Annotated in this window: 18 protein-coding genes; 14 read left to right on the top strand and 4 right to left on the bottom strand. The window is 74.5% G+C overall.

Annotated features, from left to right (window positions below; genetic code table 11):
- Position 1: 1 nt before the first annotated feature.
- Genes Cch01nite_RS06710 through Cch01nite_RS06680 form a run of 7 tightly spaced genes read left to right on the top strand, consistent with a single transcriptional unit; the run spans position 2 to position 6,518 of the window.
- Complete coding sequence (locus tag Cch01nite_RS06710; RefSeq protein WP_203750280.1) at positions 2-916, top strand: nucleotidyltransferase family protein; 915 nt, start codon at positions 2-4, stop codon at positions 914-916.
- A gap of 2 nt (positions 917-918) precedes the next feature.
- A complete protein-coding gene (locus tag Cch01nite_RS06705) occupies positions 919-2,088 on the top strand; it encodes a glycosyltransferase family 4 protein (RefSeq protein WP_203750278.1) in 1,170 nt (389 codons plus the stop codon).
- Positions 2,078-2,782: a ribonuclease FAU-1 family protein gene (locus Cch01nite_RS06700; protein WP_203750276.1), complete on the top strand. Its 705-nt coding sequence runs from the start codon at positions 2,078-2,080 to the stop codon at positions 2,780-2,782. The genes Cch01nite_RS06705 and Cch01nite_RS06700 overlap by 11 nt, the downstream gene beginning before the upstream one ends.
- Entirely contained in the window at positions 2,779-3,816 is a 1,038-nt protein-coding gene (locus Cch01nite_RS06695; protein ID WP_203750274.1) for a GHMP family kinase ATP-binding protein, read from the top strand. The genes Cch01nite_RS06700 and Cch01nite_RS06695 overlap by 4 nt, the downstream gene beginning before the upstream one ends.
- Positions 3,817-3,869: 53 nt before the next feature.
- Positions 3,870-4,439: a D-glycero-alpha-D-manno-heptose-1,7-bisphosphate 7-phosphatase gene (locus tag Cch01nite_RS06690; protein WP_203750271.1), complete on the top strand. Its 570-nt coding sequence runs from the start codon at positions 3,870-3,872 to the stop codon at positions 4,437-4,439.
- Positions 4,432-5,271: a sugar phosphate nucleotidyltransferase gene (locus tag Cch01nite_RS06685; protein ID WP_203750268.1), complete on the top strand. Its 840-nt coding sequence runs from the start codon at positions 4,432-4,434 to the stop codon at positions 5,269-5,271. Before Cch01nite_RS06690 ends, Cch01nite_RS06685 begins: the two co-directional genes overlap by 8 nt.
- On the top strand, positions 5,268-6,518 hold the full coding sequence (locus Cch01nite_RS06680) for a glycosyltransferase (protein WP_203750266.1): 1,251 nt from the start codon (positions 5,268-5,270) through the stop codon (positions 6,516-6,518). The genes Cch01nite_RS06685 and Cch01nite_RS06680 overlap by 4 nt, the downstream gene beginning before the upstream one ends.
- Positions 6,519-6,581: 63 nt before the next feature.
- Here the strand turns inward: Cch01nite_RS06680 and Cch01nite_RS06675 are convergent, their stop codons facing one another.
- Genes Cch01nite_RS06675 through Cch01nite_RS06665 form a run of 3 tightly spaced genes read right to left on the bottom strand, consistent with a single transcriptional unit; the run spans position 6,582 to position 9,111 of the window.
- On the bottom strand, positions 6,582-7,412 hold the full coding sequence (locus Cch01nite_RS06675) for an ABC transporter permease (protein ID WP_203750263.1): 831 nt from the start codon (positions 7,410-7,412) through the stop codon (positions 6,582-6,584).
- Positions 7,413-7,414: 2 nt separating this feature from the next.
- Complete coding sequence (locus Cch01nite_RS06670; protein WP_203750260.1) at positions 7,415-8,182, bottom strand: ABC transporter permease; 768 nt, start codon at positions 8,180-8,182, stop codon at positions 7,415-7,417.
- On the bottom strand, positions 8,179-9,111 hold the full coding sequence (locus Cch01nite_RS06665; protein ID WP_203750257.1) for an ABC transporter ATP-binding protein: 933 nt from the start codon (positions 9,109-9,111) through the stop codon (positions 8,179-8,181). Before Cch01nite_RS06665 ends, Cch01nite_RS06670 begins: the two co-directional genes overlap by 4 nt.
- A gap of 252 nt (positions 9,112-9,363) precedes the next feature.
- Between Cch01nite_RS06665 and Cch01nite_RS06660 the strand changes: the two genes are divergently transcribed.
- From Cch01nite_RS06660 to Cch01nite_RS06645, 4 genes are all read left to right on the top strand, one after another.
- Complete coding sequence (locus Cch01nite_RS06660) at positions 9,364-10,416, top strand: serine hydrolase domain-containing protein (protein ID WP_203750255.1); 1,053 nt, start codon at positions 9,364-9,366, stop codon at positions 10,414-10,416.
- An 82-nt stretch (positions 10,417-10,498) separates the two neighbouring features.
- Complete coding sequence (locus Cch01nite_RS06655) at positions 10,499-10,858, top strand: TraR/DksA family transcriptional regulator (protein WP_203750252.1); 360 nt, start codon at positions 10,499-10,501, stop codon at positions 10,856-10,858.
- A 107-nt stretch (positions 10,859-10,965) separates the two neighbouring features.
- Positions 10,966-11,439, top strand: coding sequence for an inner membrane protein YiaA (gene yiaA, locus Cch01nite_RS06650; protein WP_203750250.1), 474 nt, complete (start codon positions 10,966-10,968; stop codon positions 11,437-11,439).
- Between the two features lie 59 nt (positions 11,440-11,498).
- On the top strand, positions 11,499-11,867 hold the full coding sequence (locus Cch01nite_RS06645; RefSeq protein ID WP_203750247.1) for a DUF2200 domain-containing protein: 369 nt from the start codon (positions 11,499-11,501) through the stop codon (positions 11,865-11,867).
- A gap of 38 nt (positions 11,868-11,905) precedes the next feature.
- On the opposite strand, the gene Cch01nite_RS06640 is transcribed toward Cch01nite_RS06645, so the two are convergent.
- Complete coding sequence (locus tag Cch01nite_RS06640) at positions 11,906-13,441, bottom strand: M20/M25/M40 family metallo-hydrolase (RefSeq protein ID WP_203750244.1); 1,536 nt, start codon at positions 13,439-13,441, stop codon at positions 11,906-11,908.
- Between the two features lie 178 nt (positions 13,442-13,619).
- Here Cch01nite_RS06640 and Cch01nite_RS06635 point away from each other — a divergent pair, with 178 nt between their 5' ends.
- The 3 genes from Cch01nite_RS06635 (at position 13,620) to Cch01nite_RS06625 (ending at position 16,990) form a co-directional block, all read left to right on the top strand.
- Positions 13,620-14,474: a CPBP family intramembrane glutamic endopeptidase gene (locus Cch01nite_RS06635; protein WP_373309820.1), complete on the top strand. Its 855-nt coding sequence runs from the start codon at positions 13,620-13,622 to the stop codon at positions 14,472-14,474.
- Positions 14,475-14,562: 88 nt separating this feature from the next.
- Positions 14,563-15,462, top strand: a complete 900-nt coding sequence (locus tag Cch01nite_RS06630) for a fructosamine kinase family protein (protein WP_203750241.1) — start codon at positions 14,563-14,565, stop codon at positions 15,460-15,462.
- Positions 15,463-15,529: 67 nt separating this feature from the next.
- The gene (locus tag Cch01nite_RS06625) at positions 15,530-16,990 is read left to right on the top strand and encodes a peptidoglycan-binding domain-containing protein (RefSeq protein WP_203750237.1); all 1,461 of its coding nucleotides are present in this window, start codon (positions 15,530-15,532) and stop codon (positions 16,988-16,990) included.
- Positions 16,991-17,109: the final 119 nt, after the last annotated feature.

Below are 17,109 nucleotides of genomic sequence, written 5' to 3'. Positions count from 1 at the left end.
CGTGCGGGTCGCGGGAGTGGTGCTCGCCGCCGGCGCCGGGACCCGGCTGCGGCCCTTCACCGACGAGCGGCCGAAACCGCTCGTGCCGGTGCTGGGTCGCACGCTGCTCGACCGGGCGCTCGACAAGCTCCGTGCGGTCGGGGCCGAGCGCGTGCTCGTGAACACGCACGTGCGCTCCGACCTCGTCGAGGAGGCGCTTCGGCCGTGGGGCCCGTGGGTCACGGCGCGACGCGAGGAGCGGCTGACGGGGCCCGCGGGTGCGCTGCGGTTCTTCGGCGCCGACCTGGCGGACGCGGACGTCGTGCTCGTGGTGTCCGGGGACGCGCTGTTCGACGACCCGCTCGACGGGCTGCTCGCGACGCACCTGCGCACCGGCGCGGCGCTCACGTTCGCGGTCACCGCCGTCCGTGAGGCGAGCCGGTTCGGCGTGCTCGAGGTCGACGACGACGGCCTCCTCGTCGCGGCGCGCGAGAAGCCCGACGTCCCGCCCGACGAGGAGCACCTGGTCAGCGCAGGCATGTACGCGGTGCGCCCGGACGCCCTCGACGTGCTGCCCGCGGACGGGGTCGTCGACTTCGTCGCGGACCTCGTGCCCGGCCTCGTCGCCCGCGGGGACACCGTCGCGACGCACCGCCTCACGGGCGCGTGGTTCGACGTCGGGTCGCCCGGGGCGCTGCACGCCGCGACGCTGCGAGCGCTCGACGCGCTCGAAGGCACCCAGCACCGGGCGCGGTCCGCGACGGTGGAGCCCGGGGCCGTGCTGCACGGGCGCGTGTCCCTGGAGGCCGGCGCGCACGTCGGTCGCGGGGCGTGGGTGCAGGACGCGGTGCTGCTGCCCGGTGCGCACGTGCCCGCGGGCGGGGTGCTCGTGGGCGGCGTGCTCGCCGGCCGACCGATGACGACCGACAGGAGCTGACGGTGCGGATCCTCTTCCTGACCTCGACGTTCGAGCCGCTCACGGGCGGCGCGGAGACGTACGGACGGCTGCTGACGACGAGCCTGGCCGCCGCCGGGCACGACGTCACCGTCGTCACCGACGGCTCGTGGCTCGACGACCTGCCCGCGGGGACCACCGAGCACGGCTGCCGGGTGCTGCGCCTGCGCCGGTTCGCGGGCGAGGTCGACCGCCGCGACAAGGTCGTCTGGCGCCAGCTGCAGTACGCGCTGCTCAACGAGCTCGGCGACGCGCTCGACGGCGAGACGTTCGACGTGGTGCACGCGAACAGCCACGAGACGCTGCAGCTCGGGCTCCCCGTCGCCGAGGACCAGCGCGCGGCGCTCGTCGCGTCGCTGCACGAGCAGAACCCGGACCTCGAGGCGTTCGGCGCGGGCCGGTGCCGGCTCGCGTACGGGGTGCTCCCGGTCGACATGCACATCGCGGCGTCGCGCTTCTACCACGAGCGGGCCGTGCGGTACGGGGCGACGCCGGACCGGCTGCGGCTCGTCTACCACGGGGTCGAGGGGGCTCCCGCGGCGCCGGGTCGTGCGCAGGCGCGTGCCCACCTCGGGCTGCCGGCCGACGGCCCGGTGGTGACGTGCGCGGGCCGGCTCTACACCCGCAAGGGGCAGGTCCACCTCGCGGACGCGTTCGGCAAGATCCGGGCCGCGCACCCCGACGCGCACCTGCTCCTCGCAGGGCGGGTCTCCGACTTCGACTACGCGCGCGACGTGTTCGACCGGCTGGGCGCGGCGGTCGGCGACGGGGCGGTCACCCACCACGAGGACCTCACGCTCGCCGACATGCCGACGGTGTTCGCGGCGTCCGACGTGGCCGTGCAACCCTCGCTCGAGGAGGGCCTCGGGCTCGCCGCGATCGAGGCGATGCAGCACGGCGTGCCGCTCGTCGCCTCCGACGTCGTCGGCCTCGACGAGGTCGTCCAGGACGGGGTCGACGGGCTGCTCGTCCCGGCGCGCGACCCCGATGCGCTCGCGGGCGCCGTGCTGCGGGTCCTCGGGGACCGGGCGCTCGGTGGGCACCTCGTCGAGGGCGGCCTCGCCGCGGTCGCCGGCCGGTTCTCGGTCGAGGCGATGCGGGACGCGACGCTCGACGCGTACGAGGTCGCCCGGGAGAACCGCCGTGGTCGCTGACCTCACGGGCCTGACCGGCCTGCCCGACGCGTCGGCCCGCCGGCCCTGGGAGCCGGGGACGGTCGTCGCCCTGCGGCACGTGCTCGCGGGCCGCACGTGGTGCCACCTGCCCGTGACCGTGCTGCGCGACGACCCGGACGTCACCGCCGTGCGGATCAGCGCGGGCTCGTCGTGGCTGGCCGCCGTCGGACCCGACGGCCGCCGGGTGCACACCTGGGCCGACGACTGGTCGCTCGCGCCGGCGGTGTGGTCGGGCGACGACTGCACCTACGTGCTGCGCCCCGGGCGGTGGTGCGCGACCGGCTGGTTCGCGCCGGCCGACGGCTCGGGTCCCGGCCGGTACTACGTCAACGCGCAGCGGCCGTTCGTCGTCGTGCCGGAGGGCGTCGAGACGCTCGACCTCGAGCTCGACGTCGAGCTGCACCCCCCGGCGTTCGTGCCCGCGTGGAAGGACGCCGACCGGTTCGACCGCGCGGTGCGGGCGGGCGTCCTGACCGGTGCGGAGGCAGAGCTGGTGGTGCAGCACACGCGGGAGGCCGTCGCGGACCTGCCGCACGGGCCGGACGGTGCGCTGCTCGCGGAGCTGCGCGCCGTGGTCGTGCCGCCCGCACGGCTCGACGAGGTCGACGCGGCCGTCGGGGTCACCGCGGCCGACGCGGCGGCTCACGGCACGGTCACCGGAGGGCGGCGATGAGCGTCGACGTGCGGCCGCCCGCGCTCGGGGCGGTCACCACCATGGCGCCGCTGCGCGTGTCTCTCGCGGGCGGCGGGACGGACCTGCCGAGCTACCACCTGGGCCGGGGCGGCCGGGTCCTGAGCCTCGCGATCAGCCGGTACGTGTGCGTGAGCGCGTTCGACCGCACGTTCGACGGCACGGTGACGACCCGGTTCGACACGGTCGCCACGGTCGGGTCCGCGGACGGCGTCGGGAACCCGCTCGCCCGCGCCGCGCTCGAACGGCTGGGCCGCACCCGGGACGTGCAGGTCGCGTCGTTCGCGGACGCGCCGTCCGGCAGCGGGCTCGGGTCCTCGGGGGCGTTCGGGGTCGCGCTCGTGCACGCGCTGCAGGGTGCGGACGCGGTGCCCGACGACGACGCGCGCGCCCGCGTCGCCGATCTCGCGAGCGACCTCGAGATGGTCGACCTGGAACGCAGCGTCGGGCGCCACGACCACTACATGGCGGCGTTCGGCGGGATCCGTGAGCTCGTCATCGCCCCGGACGGGCGCGTCGACCCGCGACCGGTGCCGGTGCCCGCCGGGTTCGACGAGTTCGTCGCCGAGCGGCTCCTGCTGTTCCACGTGGGCGGCGTGCGGGACGCGAGCGCGGCGCTGTCCGTGCAGGACCACAGCACGAAGGCGGGGGACCGGTCCGTGATCGGTGCGCTCGACGCGATCCACGAGCTTGCGGTCGAGGCCGTGGCGCTGGTCGAGGCGGGGGAGTTCGACGCGATCGGCGAGGTGCTGCACCGGCACTGGCTGCAGAAGCGGCAGCTGTCCGACCGGGTGACGAACTCCCGGGTGGACGACCTGTACGAGCGGGCGCGGGCCGCGGGCGCGACCGGCGGGAAGCTCCTCGGGGCCGGTGGGGGAGGGTTCCTGCTGGTGCACGTCCCGGACGCGCGCGGCGCGGCGTCGGTGCGTGCGGCGATGGCGACCCTCGGCCGCCGCGAGCTGACGTTCGCGCTCGAGCCGCAGGGCACGCGCGCCGCCGTGCTGAGGTTCACGTGAGCACGGCGGGGACGGCTGCTCTGCGCCCTCTCGTGCGTCGTCATCGGGCGCCCGTGGCCGGTCGGCCCGTCGCGCTGCTGGACCGTGACGGGGTGCTCGTGCGCAACCTCGACGGGTACGTGCGCGACGAGCGGGACGTGGTGGTGCTCGACGGCGGCCGGCGCGGGCTCGAGCTGCTCGCACGCGCCGGTGTGCAGGTCGCGGTCGTGACGAACCAGGCGTGCGTCGGCAAGGGGCTGCTCGACGAGCGTCGGGTGCTCGAGGTCCACGACCACGTGCTCGCATCGCTGGGCCCCGCCGCGCGGTGCGTCGTCGCCACGTACGTGTGCCCGCACCGCGCCGACGACGGGTGCCCGTGCCGCAAGCCGGCGCCCGGCATGGTGCACGCGGCGCTGCACGACCTGGGTGCCGGGCCGGACGACGCGTTCCTCGTCGGCGACGCACCCGGCGACGTCCACGCGGCCCTGGCGGCGGGGGTGCGGGCGCACCTGGTCCGCACCGGGCGCGCGACCCCCGACGACGTGCGTGCGCTGGCGCCCGTCGCCCGGGTCGCCGCGGACCTCGAGGCGGTGGTGCGGCACGAGCTGGCGCGCCGCGACGGGCGGGTGACGGTCGATGCCTGAGCAGCGGGTCCGCACGGCGGTCGTGCCGGTCGCGGGGCGCGGGTCGCGCATGGGCCCGCTGACGTCGGTCGTGCCCAAGGAGCTGTTCCCGCTCGGGCGGCTGCCCGTGCTGCACCACGTCGTCGCCGAGCTCGTCGAGGCGGGGATCGAGCGCGTCGTGCTCGTCACGTCTCCCGGCAAGGCGGCCCTGAACACCTACGTGGAGCGCGTGCTCGTCCCGGCCGAGTGCGCACCGGCCGGCGTCGAGGTGCGGCTCGTGCGGCAGGGGCCGGTCCCCGGCAACGGCGGCGCGATCCTCACGGGGGCCGAGCACGCCGACGGCGAACCCTTCCTCGTCGTGTGGGGTGACGAGGTGTTCGTCGGGCCGTCGCGCGCGGCCGCGCTGCTCGAGTGCCACGACGTGACGGGCCTGCCGTGCCTCGCGCTCGTCGAGGTCGGCGACGACGACGTCCCGCGCTGCGGGATCGCGCACGTGCAGGGTCCGCACGGGCCGTACGTGCGCGTCGGCGGGATCGTCGAGAAGCCTGCGGCGCACGAGGTCGAGTCGCGGCTGGCGTCCGTCGGGGGCGTCGTCGTCGACGCGGGGCTGCTCGCCGAGCTGCGCCGCACGCCCCCGGGGCCCGACGGCGAGGTCTACCTGTCGGCGGCGCTCGCCACCCATGCCGCCGGCCACCCCGTCCTCGGCTGCCTGCTCGCCAGCACGTGGCACGAGACCGGCTCGCCCGAGGGCTACGCCCGTGCCTTCGTCGCGGTCGCGCGCACCGAAGGGCTCCTCGGCCTGCCCGACGACCTGTCCACCGTCCTCACCGAAAGGTCCGCACCGCACCCATGAGCCCGTACCCCCCGCGCCGCCCCCGCGTGAGCGTCGTCATCCCGACCTACGACCGCGCGGACGCGCTGCGGCGCACCCTCGAGTCGCTCGCGGACCAGACGCTCGACGTGGAGGACTACGAGGTCGTCGTCGCGGACGACGGGTCGAGCGACCACACGGCCGACGTCGTCGCGTCGTTCGAGCCGCGGCTGCGGATCGCCCGCACCTGGCAGGAGGACCGGGGCTACCGCGTCTCGGCGGCACGGAACGCCGGCGCCCGGCGGGCGTCCGCACCGGTGCTCGTGTTCCTCGACAGCGGCACGCTCGCGGGCCGGTCGCTGCTCGCGGAGCACCTGCGCGTGCACGACGAGGCGGACGGGCCGGTCGCGCTCACCGGCTACACCTACGGGTACCGCCCGTACGACCTGTCGTCGTCGCTCGCGCTGGCCCTGCGCGAGTGCCCGCCCGAGCAGGTCGTCGCGGAGCACGGCGGCGACCCGGACCTGCGCGACCTGCGGCACGACCGGTGGGCGGAGCTCGGCTTCGACCTGACGGGCCTGCGGCTGCCGTGGCTGTTCTTCTGGTCGATGAACGTCTCGGTGCGCACGGACGACTACTGGGCGGTCGGCGGCTTCGACGAGGGCTTCGTCTCGTGGGGCGTCGAGGACCAGGACCTCGGGTACCGCCTGGCGCGGCACGGGGCACGGTTCGCGGTGAGCCGGACGGCGTGGGCGGTGGAGCCGCCGCACCCGCGCGACATCGAGGCGAACCTCGCGAGCGGCAAGCGGAACACCCGCCAGTTCTTCGAGAAGTACCGCGACCCGGTGCTCGAGCTCGAGCACGCGATGCTCGAGGAGGACCTCATGTGGGAGACGGAGCTGGAGGCCGAGGCGCTGGCCCGCTGGACCCGGGACGCCGCAGGGACCGAACCCGGGGCGGACGAGGCGGTCGCGCTCGCCGCGGTGCGGGCGGGGCGGCGGGTCGCCGTCCTCGGCATCGGCCGCGACGTGCCGCCCGAGCTGCGTGAGCACGTGCTCGTCGACGTCGACGCCGACCGCGTCCGGGCTGCGCGCCGTGCGGGTGCCCGGGACGTGCGGCACTCCGTCGGGGTGCACACGGGCCTGGCGGACGGTGAGGTCGACCTCGTCGTCGTCACCGCGCGGTGGGCGGGCCTGATGCCGCGATGGGGTGCGCGCGTGCTCGCCGAGGCGCGCCGCGCGGGCGCCGAGGTGTACGTCTCGGACGCGCTGCGGGTGCCGGCGACCTGATGGCGGCGACCTGACGTCGGCGACCTGAGCGGCGATGGCGTCCCGGCGCTCCCCGGGACGCCGTCAGGAGTACATGGTGCGGTGCATGCGCCGGGCCGCGAGGACGAAGCCGACGCCCGCGACCGCGACGAGCACCGCCGCGTGCCCGAGCGTCGCCGCCGACGCCGTCCCGAGGGCGAGCGGCCGCACGAGCTCGATCCCGTGGTAGAGCGGCGACAGCTCGACGACCCACTGCAACCACCCGGGGTACGTCGAGACCGGCACGAACGTGCCCGAGAACATGAAGAGCGTGAACTGGACGGCGCCGACGAGATCGAAGTCCTGCCAGCTGCGCAGCGCCGTCGCGACGACCATCCCCACGGCCCCGAACGCGAGACCGACGAGGAGGCACGCGGGCAGCACGAGGGGGACCGCCGACGGCCGGACCAGCCCGAGGGTGAGCATCACGGCGACGAAGCTCACCGCGAAGAGCAGCACCCGCGCGAGCGTCCACACGAGCTCGCCGACCGCGACGTCCATGGGCCGCAGCGGCGTGTTGAGGATCGGCACGTAGATCCGCGCGAAGCGCAGCTTGCCGAAGAACGACACGACCGACTCGGCCAACGCGGTGTCCATCGCCGCGGTCGCGAGCAGCGCCGGTGCGACGAACGCGGCGTACGGGACGCTCGTCCCGTCGGGCAGCGTGACGGGGCCGACGAGCGAGCCGACGCCCCAGCCCATGCCCAGCAGGTAGGCGGTGGCCTCGGCGAGCCCGACGAGCGCGAGCCACCAGTACGCGCCGCCGGACCGGAAGAACACGACGTTGCGCTCGGTGAGCGCGAGGGCCGGGTACCGGACGGTCGCGGCGGCGCGCGTGGCGGACCGCTGGTCGTCCGCGACGGGGGTCTGCGTCATGGTCAGCTCTCCAGCCGGGCGGTGAGGCGACGGGTCGCGAGCAGCACGCCGGCGAGCGTGCAGGCGACGAGCACGCCGACGTGCACGAGGACCGGCCCGGTGCTGCCGGTGCCGGTGTTGGCGGCGCGGCCCAGCTCGACGGCGTGCCACAGCGGCGACACCCACGTGACGGCCTCGAGCCACGACGGCAGGAGCGTCACGGGGAAGAACACGCCCGAGACGAGCAGCAGGACGGTCGTGAGCATCTTCGTGACGCTCTCGACCTGGAAGGACGTGCGGGCGCTCGCGGCGACCGCGAAGTTGAGCCCCGCGAGCGACGCGGCGGTGAGCGCGGCGATGAGCGGCAGGAGCACCGCGCCGGGGCTGTGCGTCGCGCCGAACGCCGCCATGACCGCGAGGAAGATCGTCGCGGACGCGGCGGCGCGCAGCGTGATGAAGGCGATCTGCCCGGTCACGACGTGGGCCGGGCTCACGGGCGTGTACTGGTTGGCGATGAACGCGCGGTGCCAGTTCAGCGCCGCGAACACGGGGATGCCGGACTCCATGAGCCCGATCTGCGCACCCACGAACACGGCGAGCCCCGCGCCGACGAACGACGCGTAGCCGCCGTCGACCCCGTGCCGCCCGTCGACGAGCATGCCGACGGACACCCCGATGGCGAGGAAGAACACGACGGGCATCAGCACCGCACCGAACACGGTCCCGCGCCACACGCGCAGGAAGCCGGTCAGCTGGTACTCGACGACAGCGCCGACCTGTCGCACGCTCACGCCTCGACCAGCGCGCGGCCCGTGAGCCGCAGGAACACGTCCTCGAGGCTGGAGCGACGGACGAGCACGCTCGACACGTCGAGGCCGAGCCGTTCGAGCGCCGCCGCCACGGCGTCGCCGTCCTGCGCGTACACGAGCACACGGTCCGGCAGCACCTCGGTGCGCTCGCCGAGGCCGTCCAGCCGGGCGGCCCACTCGGCGGGCCGGCCGTGCGTGAGCCGGACCTCGACGACCTCGCTCGACGCGTACCGGTCGATGAGCTCGCGCGGGGCGCCCGACGCGACGACCGTCCCCTTGTCGACGACGAGGAGCCGGTCGCACAGCTGCTCGGCCTCGTCCATGAAGTGCGTCGTCAGGACGACGGTCGTGCCGCTGTCCCGCAACGCGTACAGCCGCTCCCACACGAGGTGGCGCGCCTGCGGGTCGAGACCCGTGGTGGGCTCGTCGAGCAGCACCACGTCGGGCCGGTTGACGAGGGCCCGCGCGATCGTCAGGCGTCGCCGCATCCCCCCGGACAGGCTCGCGACCCTGTCCTGCGCCCGGTCCGACAGCGACATGTAGTCGAGCAGCTCGAGCGCACGCGACCGGGACTCGGTGCGCGAGATGCCGAAGTACCGGGCGTACGTCGTGAGGTTCTGCAGCGACGACAGCTCGATGTCGAGCAGGTCGTCCTGGGGGCACACGCCGAGCCGGGACCGGACGGCGGGCCCGTCGGTGGACGGGTCGAGCCCGAGCACCGCGAGGTCGCCGCCGGAGCGCCGGGTGACCGACCCGATCATGCGCATCGTGGTGCTCTTGCCGGCACCGTTCGGCCCGAGGAACCCCACGAACTCGCCGGGGTGGATCTCGAAGTCGATGCCGTCGACCACGGTGCTCGTGCCGTACGTCTTGACGAGCCCCGTCGCGCGGACGGCGGGCGGGTGCGGCATGCGGACTCCTCTGTCGGCGCGTCGGGCGAGCTCGACGCACGTCGACGGGTCGACGTGCGTCCGCGGTCGCTGCATGGCACGGGGGCGGGGTGGCCGGTGAGGGCCTCCTGCGATGACGTGCCCGACGACGGGCCGGGCGGGCACCGCGGCGATCCCCCTGTGCGGTGTCCGGCGTCGAGCATAGTTGCAGGTCGCGCGCTTGCCAACGAAATGGACGGTCCGGTTCGGGCGTTCTGTCCGTAGGCTCGGACGATGGCAGTCGTGACAGCCGCGGAGGTGACCGGGCTCGTCGAACGGGCCGTCGACGAGGACGATCCCCGGGAGGCGGCGGGGGTCGTCCGCGTGCGGCTCGGCGGCGTCGTGGTCGCCGAGCGGGCCTGGGGTGCGGTCGACCGCCGGTGGGGACGGCCGCTCACCGCGGACGACCGGCTCGCGATGGCGTCGGGCAGCAAGGGCTTCACGGCGCTCGCGGTGCTCTCGCTCGTGGCCGACGGGACGCTCGACCTCGGCACGGCCGCACGCGACCTGCTCGGCGACGACCTGCCGGCGATCCCCGACGACGTCACGGTCGAGCACCTGCTGACGCACACGTCGGGCCTCGCGGACGTCATCGACGACGACGCCGACGAGGACGCGTACCTGCTGGACGTCCCCGTGCACGCGCTCGTCTCGCCCGAGGACTACCTGCCGGTCCTCGTGGGCTGCGTGCCGCAGCGCCCGCCGGGCGGTCCGCCGGAGTACCGCAACGCCACGTACGTCCTGCTGTCCCTGCTCGCGCAGCGGGCGTCCGGCGTGCCGTTCCACGACCTCGTCCGCGCACGCGTGCTCGGCCCGGCCGGGATGGCGCGCACCGACTTCCTGCGCTCCGACGAGCTGCCCGCCGACGCGGCGATCGGCTACGTGCGGGTCGGCGACGTGTGGCGCTCGCACGTGCTGCACCTGCCGGTGATCGCGGGCGGCGACGGCGGCGCGTACACGACCGTCGCCGACATGGAGCGGTTCTGGGACGCGCTGCTCGCGGGACGCATCGTGCCGTCCACGCTCGTCACCGAGGCGACGACCCCGCACGCGGCCTCCGCGGACGGCGCGTACGCCTACGGGCTCGGCCTGGGGCTGCCGCCCCGTGTGCCGGGCGTCATCCTGCTGGTGGGCGAGGACACGGGCGTCTCGTTCTGGTCGGCGCACCGGCCGGACGTCCCCGGCGGCCCGCCGGAGGTGACGGTGACGGTCGCGGGGACCACGGCGGGTGCGGCGTGGCCGGTGGTCCAGGCCCTCGCGGGACCGCTGGGCCTGGCGGGCGGCTGACGTCCGGACCCGCGGACGTCCCGTCCAGTCCCGCCCATTCCCGTCCGGGTCGGACGTCGGACGTCGGACGTACCGTCGGTCCGTGGGTCCGCCGCACGAGCTCGACGACGAGGCGCGCACGCTGCTGTCCGGCGAGCGCGCCGCCCTGGAGGCCGGGCTCGCGGACGCGGAGCACGCCGTCGACGACGTCCGCCGCGCACGGTCGGACGCCGACGCGGACGACGAGCACGACCCGGAGGGGTCGACGCTCTCCCAGCAGTGGTCGCACACCCACGGGCTCGTCGTGTCCCTGCGCGAGCGCCTCGCCGAGAACGCCGCCGCCGTCGCCCGCCTCGACGCCGGCACGTACGGCGTGTGCGTGCGGTGCGGGCAGCCCGTCGGTGCCGCGCGGCTCGGGGCCCGGCCGTCCGCGGCGCTGTGCGTCGCATGCGCGAGCCGCTAGGCCACACGAGGGGCGTCGGGCGAGATGCTTGCCGCCGACCGTCCACGACCACCACGATCAGGGGCCACGTCTCGGCAACCGCCGGCACCGACTCCCGGAGCGTCCTCATGTCGCAGCAGACCGTCCCGGCCCGTCCGACCGCCGCGTTCATCGGTGCGTCGTGGGTCGCCCTCGTCATCGCGGTGACCGCGTTCGGCGTCGGGCTGTGGAACGCCGGCATGACGACGTCGGAGAAGGGCTTCTACGGCACGACGCTGCTGCTCGGCCTGTTCTCGGCGATCGCGCTGCAGAAGTCGGTCCGCGACCGTGCCGAGGGCATCCCCGTGACGAGCATCTTCCTCGGCCTGGCCTGGGCGATGGTCCTCACGTCGCTCGTGCTCGTCTCGGTGGGGCTCGCGAACTCGTCGATGACCCTGTCGGAGAAGGGCTTCTACGGCCTGGCGTTCGCGATGTCCCTGTTCTCGTCGGTCGCGGTGCAGAAGAACGTCCGCGACCTGGCGGCGTCCAACGCCGCCGACGCGCCGGTCGTGGTGGCCCAGCGCCCGATCGAGCCGGACGTCAAGGCCACCGTCTGGCAGTGAGCCGAGGGACACTGGCGGAGGGAACCCACCAGGCCGACAGGCACCACGCAGGAGGATCGATGCCCGGGCACCGGATCTTCGGGATCAGTTTCGCCAGCATCTACCCGCTCTACGTCGAGAAGGTGGAGCGCAAGGGCCGGGGCAGGGACGAGCTCGACGAGGTCCTCACGTGGCTCACGGGGTACGACGAGGCGGGGCTGCGGGCGACGATCGATGACGGCCGCGACCTGGAGACCTTCTTCGCCCAGGCCCCCGAGCTCAACCCGCACACCTCCCTGATCACGGGCGTGATCTGCGGCGTCCGCGTGGAGGACATCGAGGACCCGCTCATGCAGAAGATCCGCTACATGGACAAGCTCGTCGACGAGCTCGCGCGCGGCAAGAAGATGGCGTCGATCCTGCGGGGCGGTGACCCGGCCCGGGCGTAGGTGCCCAGGCCGGGTCGCCGGCCGCTGTGCGGGCAGCGTCAGGACGCGCGCTTCCAGCCCGTGTTGTCGTCGGGGTTTCCGTGCTTGCCGGGGCCGTGCCCGTGGCCGGGCCACGGGTGACCGGCGCCGGGGCCGGAGACGCCGTTGATGGCGGAGGTGTCCCACGCGAGGCTGTACGTCGACGCGGCGATCGCCTTCGTCATGATGCCGAGGGCGGTTCGGTTGACGTTCGCGAGGGTGTCGCCCGCGGAGTGGTAGTTCGGGTCGTGCGTGATCCCGGCCGTGCCGCCGAACAGGGCGACCTCCTCGTCGGTCTTCACGTCGTCGGCCCCGGTGAACAGGCCGGACGCCGGGACGCCGTTGAGGATGAACGCCTGGTAGTCGGACCGCCCGTCGAACGCGGTGTCGACCCACGGCTGGCCCGTCGAGTCGAACCACTCGGTGAGCACGTCCTCGGTCTCCGCGGAGCCCGGCGGGACGTCCACCGGCGCGGGGAACGTCGACTGGTCGGCGTCGTAGACGCTGATGATGTAGTTGGGCGAGCCGACCATGTCGTAGTTGAGGTACGTCGCGATGCGGTCGAGCTCACCGGGCTGCGTCGCGAGCTCGTCGACGTACGCGGTCGAACCCTCGAGCCCGGCCTCCTCGGCACCCCACCACGCGAAGCGGACCGTGTTGTTGTGCCGGGCGTGCGACTTCGCGAGCTGCACGGCGACCTCGAGGATCGTCGCGGAGCCGGTGCCGTTGTCGTTGATGCCGGGGCCCTCCTCGACGCTGTCGAGGTGCGCGCCGAGCATGACGACGTTGTCGTCGCGGCCCTGCCGGGTCTCGGCGATCACGTTGAACGACTCGACGGTCTCGACGTGGCTGCTCACGTCGAGCGTCACGTTCACCGCACCCGCGGCGAGGGCGGTCGCGAGCGCCTGCCCGTCGGCCTGGCGCAGCCCCGAGACGGGGATCGTGACGAGGTCGGGGGCGCCGAGCGTGCCGAGCACCTGCGCGTCGGGCACGTTGTTGTAGACGACGACGCCGACGGCACCGGCGACCTCGGCGTTGGTGGCCTTCGTCGCGAACGTGCACGTGCCGCGGCTGATGAGCGCGATCGTCCCGGTGGCGTCGACGCCGGACCAGTCGTCGGCCTCGCAGCCGAGCGGGTCGGTCGGGGCGGAAAGGTCGGCGGTGACCCCACCGGCCGGGGCGTTCGGCGAGAACTCCATGAGGTCGACCTCGTACGCGGCGGTCGCCGGTGAGTTCTCGGTCAGGCTGTTCGTGTCGACGACCTCGCGGTCGTACGAGAACGGGTCGCGCTCCGTGCGGTACCCGGCCTTGCGGAGCGTGCGCTCGACGTACTGGGCGCTCTGCTCGTACCCCGTCGTCAGCGCGGCCCGGTTGCCGCCGTTCCGGTCGGCGATCTTCTGCAGCGCGGCCAGGTGGCCGAGGACGTTCCTGGTGCTGACCTGCTGGGCGAACCTCTCCTCGGGGCTGCTGTGCCCGTGCGCCTCCACGGGTGTCGCGAGCGCCCCGAGGACGGCGACGGACGAGACGAGTGCGATCAGGGTGCGACGTGCCGTCATTCGGCGGGCCTCCTCACGCGGCGGCGCGCCCGTAGGTCACGCCGGGGCCGGCCCCCTGCCGGCCGGACCCCACACCAGCACAGGTCGGGCACCCGGGGGAAGCCCTTGCCGGGACGGACCTGCCGCCGCGGCACGGCTGAGGTCGCGGGCGGCCGCGTCGGTCCGCAGACTGCACGGCGTGGACGTCTCCGCCTCGACGACGGTCGCGCCGCCGGCGCTCGCCCTGACGGGCAGGCACGCGGCGCGCGTCGCGGCCGCCGTCCTCGTGTGCGGGTCGGCGGTCCTGCTGTTCGCCGTGCACGCGCGACCGGGCGGGTACGTGCCGCTCGTCGTGGGCGTGGCCCTGGCGTGGGTCGTGGACCAGGCGCTGGGGCGCGACCTCGCACTCGTCGGGCTGGGCATGGCGATCATCTCGACGATCTCGCTGCGGGCCGACCTGTCCGACGCCGGGATGGCGCGGTTCGCCGTCGTGCTCTCGGCGGCGGTGCTCGTGCCGTACGCGCTGTCGCGGTTCGTGCTCGGGCAGGACGTCATCCGGTTCCCCGTGCGCACAGGACGGCGGTGGACCCGCACGCAGGTCGTCTACCTGCCCGTCGTCGTCGTGCTCGCGTACCTGCTGCTGCCCTGGTACTTCCTCGGCTCGGGCGCGTACCTGAACTGGCCGGTCGTGGACACGCCGCAGGAGATCGCGCGGCTGTTCGTCGGGGTGAACGCGGTGGGCATCTGGGACGAGCTGTTCTTCGTGTGCACCGTGCTGGCGCTGCTGCGGGTGCACTTCCCGTTCCCGCTCGCGAACGTCCTGCAGGCCACCGTCTTCGTGTCGTTCCTGTGGGAGCTCGGCTACCGGGAGTGGGGTCCGCTGCTGACGATCCCGTTCGCGCTCGTGCAGGGGTGGATCTTCCGGCGGACCGCGTCGCTCACGTACGTCGTGGCGGTGCACCTGCTGTTCGACCTGGTCGTGTTCACGGTGCTCGTGCACGCGCACGACCCGGCGCTGTTCGACGTGTTCGTGACGGCGCCTGCCTCCTGGTGACGGACGCTGGTCACGGGCCCGAGCGTAGGAGCGACCACCGTCATGGGGCCTCGCCTCCGGGCGGGCGGGCGCCGCTACGGTGGCACGCATGTCGACGCCCGACCTGCTGCTCCGCCGGCTGCACGACGCGGGGCTGACCGACGTGGCGCGGGTCGAGGAGGTGCACGGCGGCGTCGTCGCCGCGGCGGGCCTGGCGCACCGCGGCTCGTCGCCCACCGTGTTCGCCAAGACGTCCCCGAGGCCCCGCGAGGACGACATGTTCGTCGCCGAGGCCGACGGGCTGCAGTCGCTGCGCGACCTCGGCGGCATCCGGACGCCCGACGTCCACCTGGCCACGCGCGACCTGCTGGTCCTGGAGGCCCTGCAGCCACGCATCGACACACCGATGTTCTGGGAGCGTCTCGCGCACGACGTCGCCCACCTGCACACGTCCACCGCGGGCGGCCCGTTCGGGTGGCACCGCACGACCTGGCTCGGCCTGGAGCCGCAGGACAACACCTGGGAGGACGACGGGTTCGAGTTCTTCGCCCGTCGCCGGCTGCTGCGGTGGCTGCCGGAGCCGCGGGTCCGGGCCGCGCTCGACGACGCGGACCGCGACGCCCTCGAGCGGCTGTGCGCGCGGCTCCCCGAGCTGCTGCCCGAGCGTCCGTCGTGCCTCACGCACGGGGACCTCTGGTCGTCGAACGTGGTCGCGACCGCCGACGGCGGACCTGCGCTCGTCGACCCGGCCGTGTCCCGCACGTGGGCGGAGGTCGACGTGGCGATGCTCTGGTCCGAGCCGCGCCCGCCGGAGTCGGACCGCTTCTTCGACGTGTACGCCGAGGTGACCGGCCTCGACATCGGGTGGCGCGCGCGGATGCCGCTGCTGTACCTGCGGCAGAACCTCGCGGTCGTCGCGCAGTTCGTCCCCGACTGGGGGCACGCCGACATGCTGCGCGCCGTCCTGGCGCCGTTCCGCCGGTCTCCGGGGGTCACGGCGACCGCGTGACCTGCGTCGCAGACGGCGCCCACCGGCTTTCGCTCACGTCGTCGAGAACGGCGTCGATGAGACCGATGTGACCCCCCTTTCGCGCACCGGCTCGACCGCGCCCACGTCCCCCTTCCGCACGCGTGCCCGCCTGGCGCTCCTCACCCTGCCGCTCGCCGGCGCGATGACCCTCTCCTGCGTCGGACCCGCGTCCGCCGTCGTCCTGCCCGAGATCACGGTCGACGGCCCGGAGCTGACGAACGACCCCACCCCGGAGATCACGATCTCCTCCCTCGACGTGTCCGGCGACGCCCAGGTCACGGTCGTCGTCGACGGGGACACGGACGCGGGCATCGAGTGGGCCGACACGGCCGCGCCGCTCGAGCTGCCCGAGCTGGCCGACGGCGTCCACGACGTCGACGTGACCGTCACCGACGACACCGCGCTGACCGGGTCCGCCTACCTGGCCATCGAGGTCGACACCGAGGTGCCGGGCGTCCAGGTGTACCTGAGCCAGGGCTCGAACGAGGTCAGGGACGGCGACCGCATCGGTCACGACGCGGTGAGCTTCTGGCTCGACTCCGACGACGAGGACGTCCTGACCTACGAGTACCAGCTCGACGGCGGCCGCTGGACGGCGGCCGACGCCGAGGTCGAGCTCACGAGCCTGTCCCTCGGCACGCACCACGTCCTGGCCCGGACCACGGACAGGGCCGGCAACGTCTCCGACGTCGTCGACCGGTCGTTCTCCGTCGTCGACGCGCCGACCCTCGCGTTCGCGGAGACGCCCGCCGCGTCCACGACGTCCACGACCGCGCACTTCCGCGTGACGACGACGGAGGGTGCGCAGGTCGGCTACCTCCTCGACCCCGTCGAGGGTGCCCAGTCGGCCGACCCCGTGTTCCTGGACGAGGGGGTCACGGAGTTCACGCTCACCGGCCTCTCGGTCGGCCACCACACGATCCTCGTGGGCGCCGGTATCGGGTCGCAGTACGCCGAGACGCTCCAGTTCGCGTGGGACGTCACGTCGGCCGCCGCCCCGGCTGCCCCGGCCGCTCCCGCCGCGCCGGTGCTGACGAGCGACGCGATCCCCGCGTCCGCCATCGCCCGCGGCGTGTCCGCCGGCGCTCGCGGCGCGTCCGTCGTGCTCATCCAGCGCATCGTCGGCACGACGGCGGACGGCCGCTTCGGCGCGCAGACCGTCGCGGCGGTCCGTGCCTTCCAGCGTGCGCACGGCCTGGTCGCGGACGGCGTCGTCGGCCCGAAGACGTGGGCCGTGATGGTCGCCGTCGGCAACGCGCAGGGCATCAGCGCCGCCGCTCCGGTGACGAGCGCCGGGACGCCGACGCAGGTCACCGCCGGTGTCCGCGCCGGTGCACGCGGTGACGTGGTGCGGACCGTCCAGCAGCGCCTCGGCGTGGGCTCCGACGGCGTCTTCGGCGCCCGGACGACCGCCGCGGTGCGGGCGTTCCAGCGTGCGCACGGGCTGACGGTCGACGGCATCGTCGGCCCGAAGACGTGGGCGGCGCTCACGGCCGGCCGCGCGTAGTCCTCACCTCCGACGTCCCCGGTCTCCGCACGGAGGCCGGGGACGTCGTCGTCCCGGGACGTGTCGGCCGGTCTCTCCCCACCTCCGCCGGACGACCACGGCGGAGTATCTTGACGTCG

The organism is Cellulomonas chitinilytica, from assembly GCF_016862675.1.
Lineage (GTDB): Bacteria > Actinomycetota > Actinomycetes > Actinomycetales > Cellulomonadaceae > Cellulomonas > Cellulomonas chitinilytica.
This window is presented reverse-complemented; position numbering and strand designations above follow the sequence as displayed.

Coding starts and splice junctions, on each gene's coding strand:
- Cch01nite_RS06695 (WP_203750274.1), top strand. CDS start 2,779: ATGAGCGTCGACGTGCGGCCGCCCGCGCTCGGGGCGGTCACCACCATG.
- Cch01nite_RS06685 (WP_203750268.1), top strand. CDS start 4,432: ATGCCTGAGCAGCGGGTCCGCACGGCGGTCGTGCCGGTCGCGGGGCGC.
- Cch01nite_RS06680 (WP_203750266.1), top strand. CDS start 5,268: ATGAGCCCGTACCCCCCGCGCCGCCCCCGCGTGAGCGTCGTCATCCCG.
- Cch01nite_RS06675 (WP_203750263.1), bottom strand. CDS start 7,412: ATGACGCAGACCCCCGTCGCGGACGACCAGCGGTCCGCCACGCGCGCC.
- Cch01nite_RS06665 (WP_203750257.1), bottom strand. CDS start 9,111: ATGCCGCACCCGCCCGCCGTCCGCGCGACGGGGCTCGTCAAGACGTAC.
- Cch01nite_RS06660 (WP_203750255.1), top strand. CDS start 9,364: ATGGCAGTCGTGACAGCCGCGGAGGTGACCGGGCTCGTCGAACGGGCC.
- yiaA (WP_203750250.1), top strand. CDS start 10,966: ATGTCGCAGCAGACCGTCCCGGCCCGTCCGACCGCCGCGTTCATCGGT.
- Cch01nite_RS06645 (WP_203750247.1), top strand. CDS start 11,499: ATGCCCGGGCACCGGATCTTCGGGATCAGTTTCGCCAGCATCTACCCG.
- Cch01nite_RS06640 (WP_203750244.1), bottom strand. CDS start 13,441: ATGACGGCACGTCGCACCCTGATCGCACTCGTCTCGTCCGTCGCCGTC.
- Cch01nite_RS06630 (WP_203750241.1), top strand. CDS start 14,563: ATGTCGACGCCCGACCTGCTGCTCCGCCGGCTGCACGACGCGGGGCTG.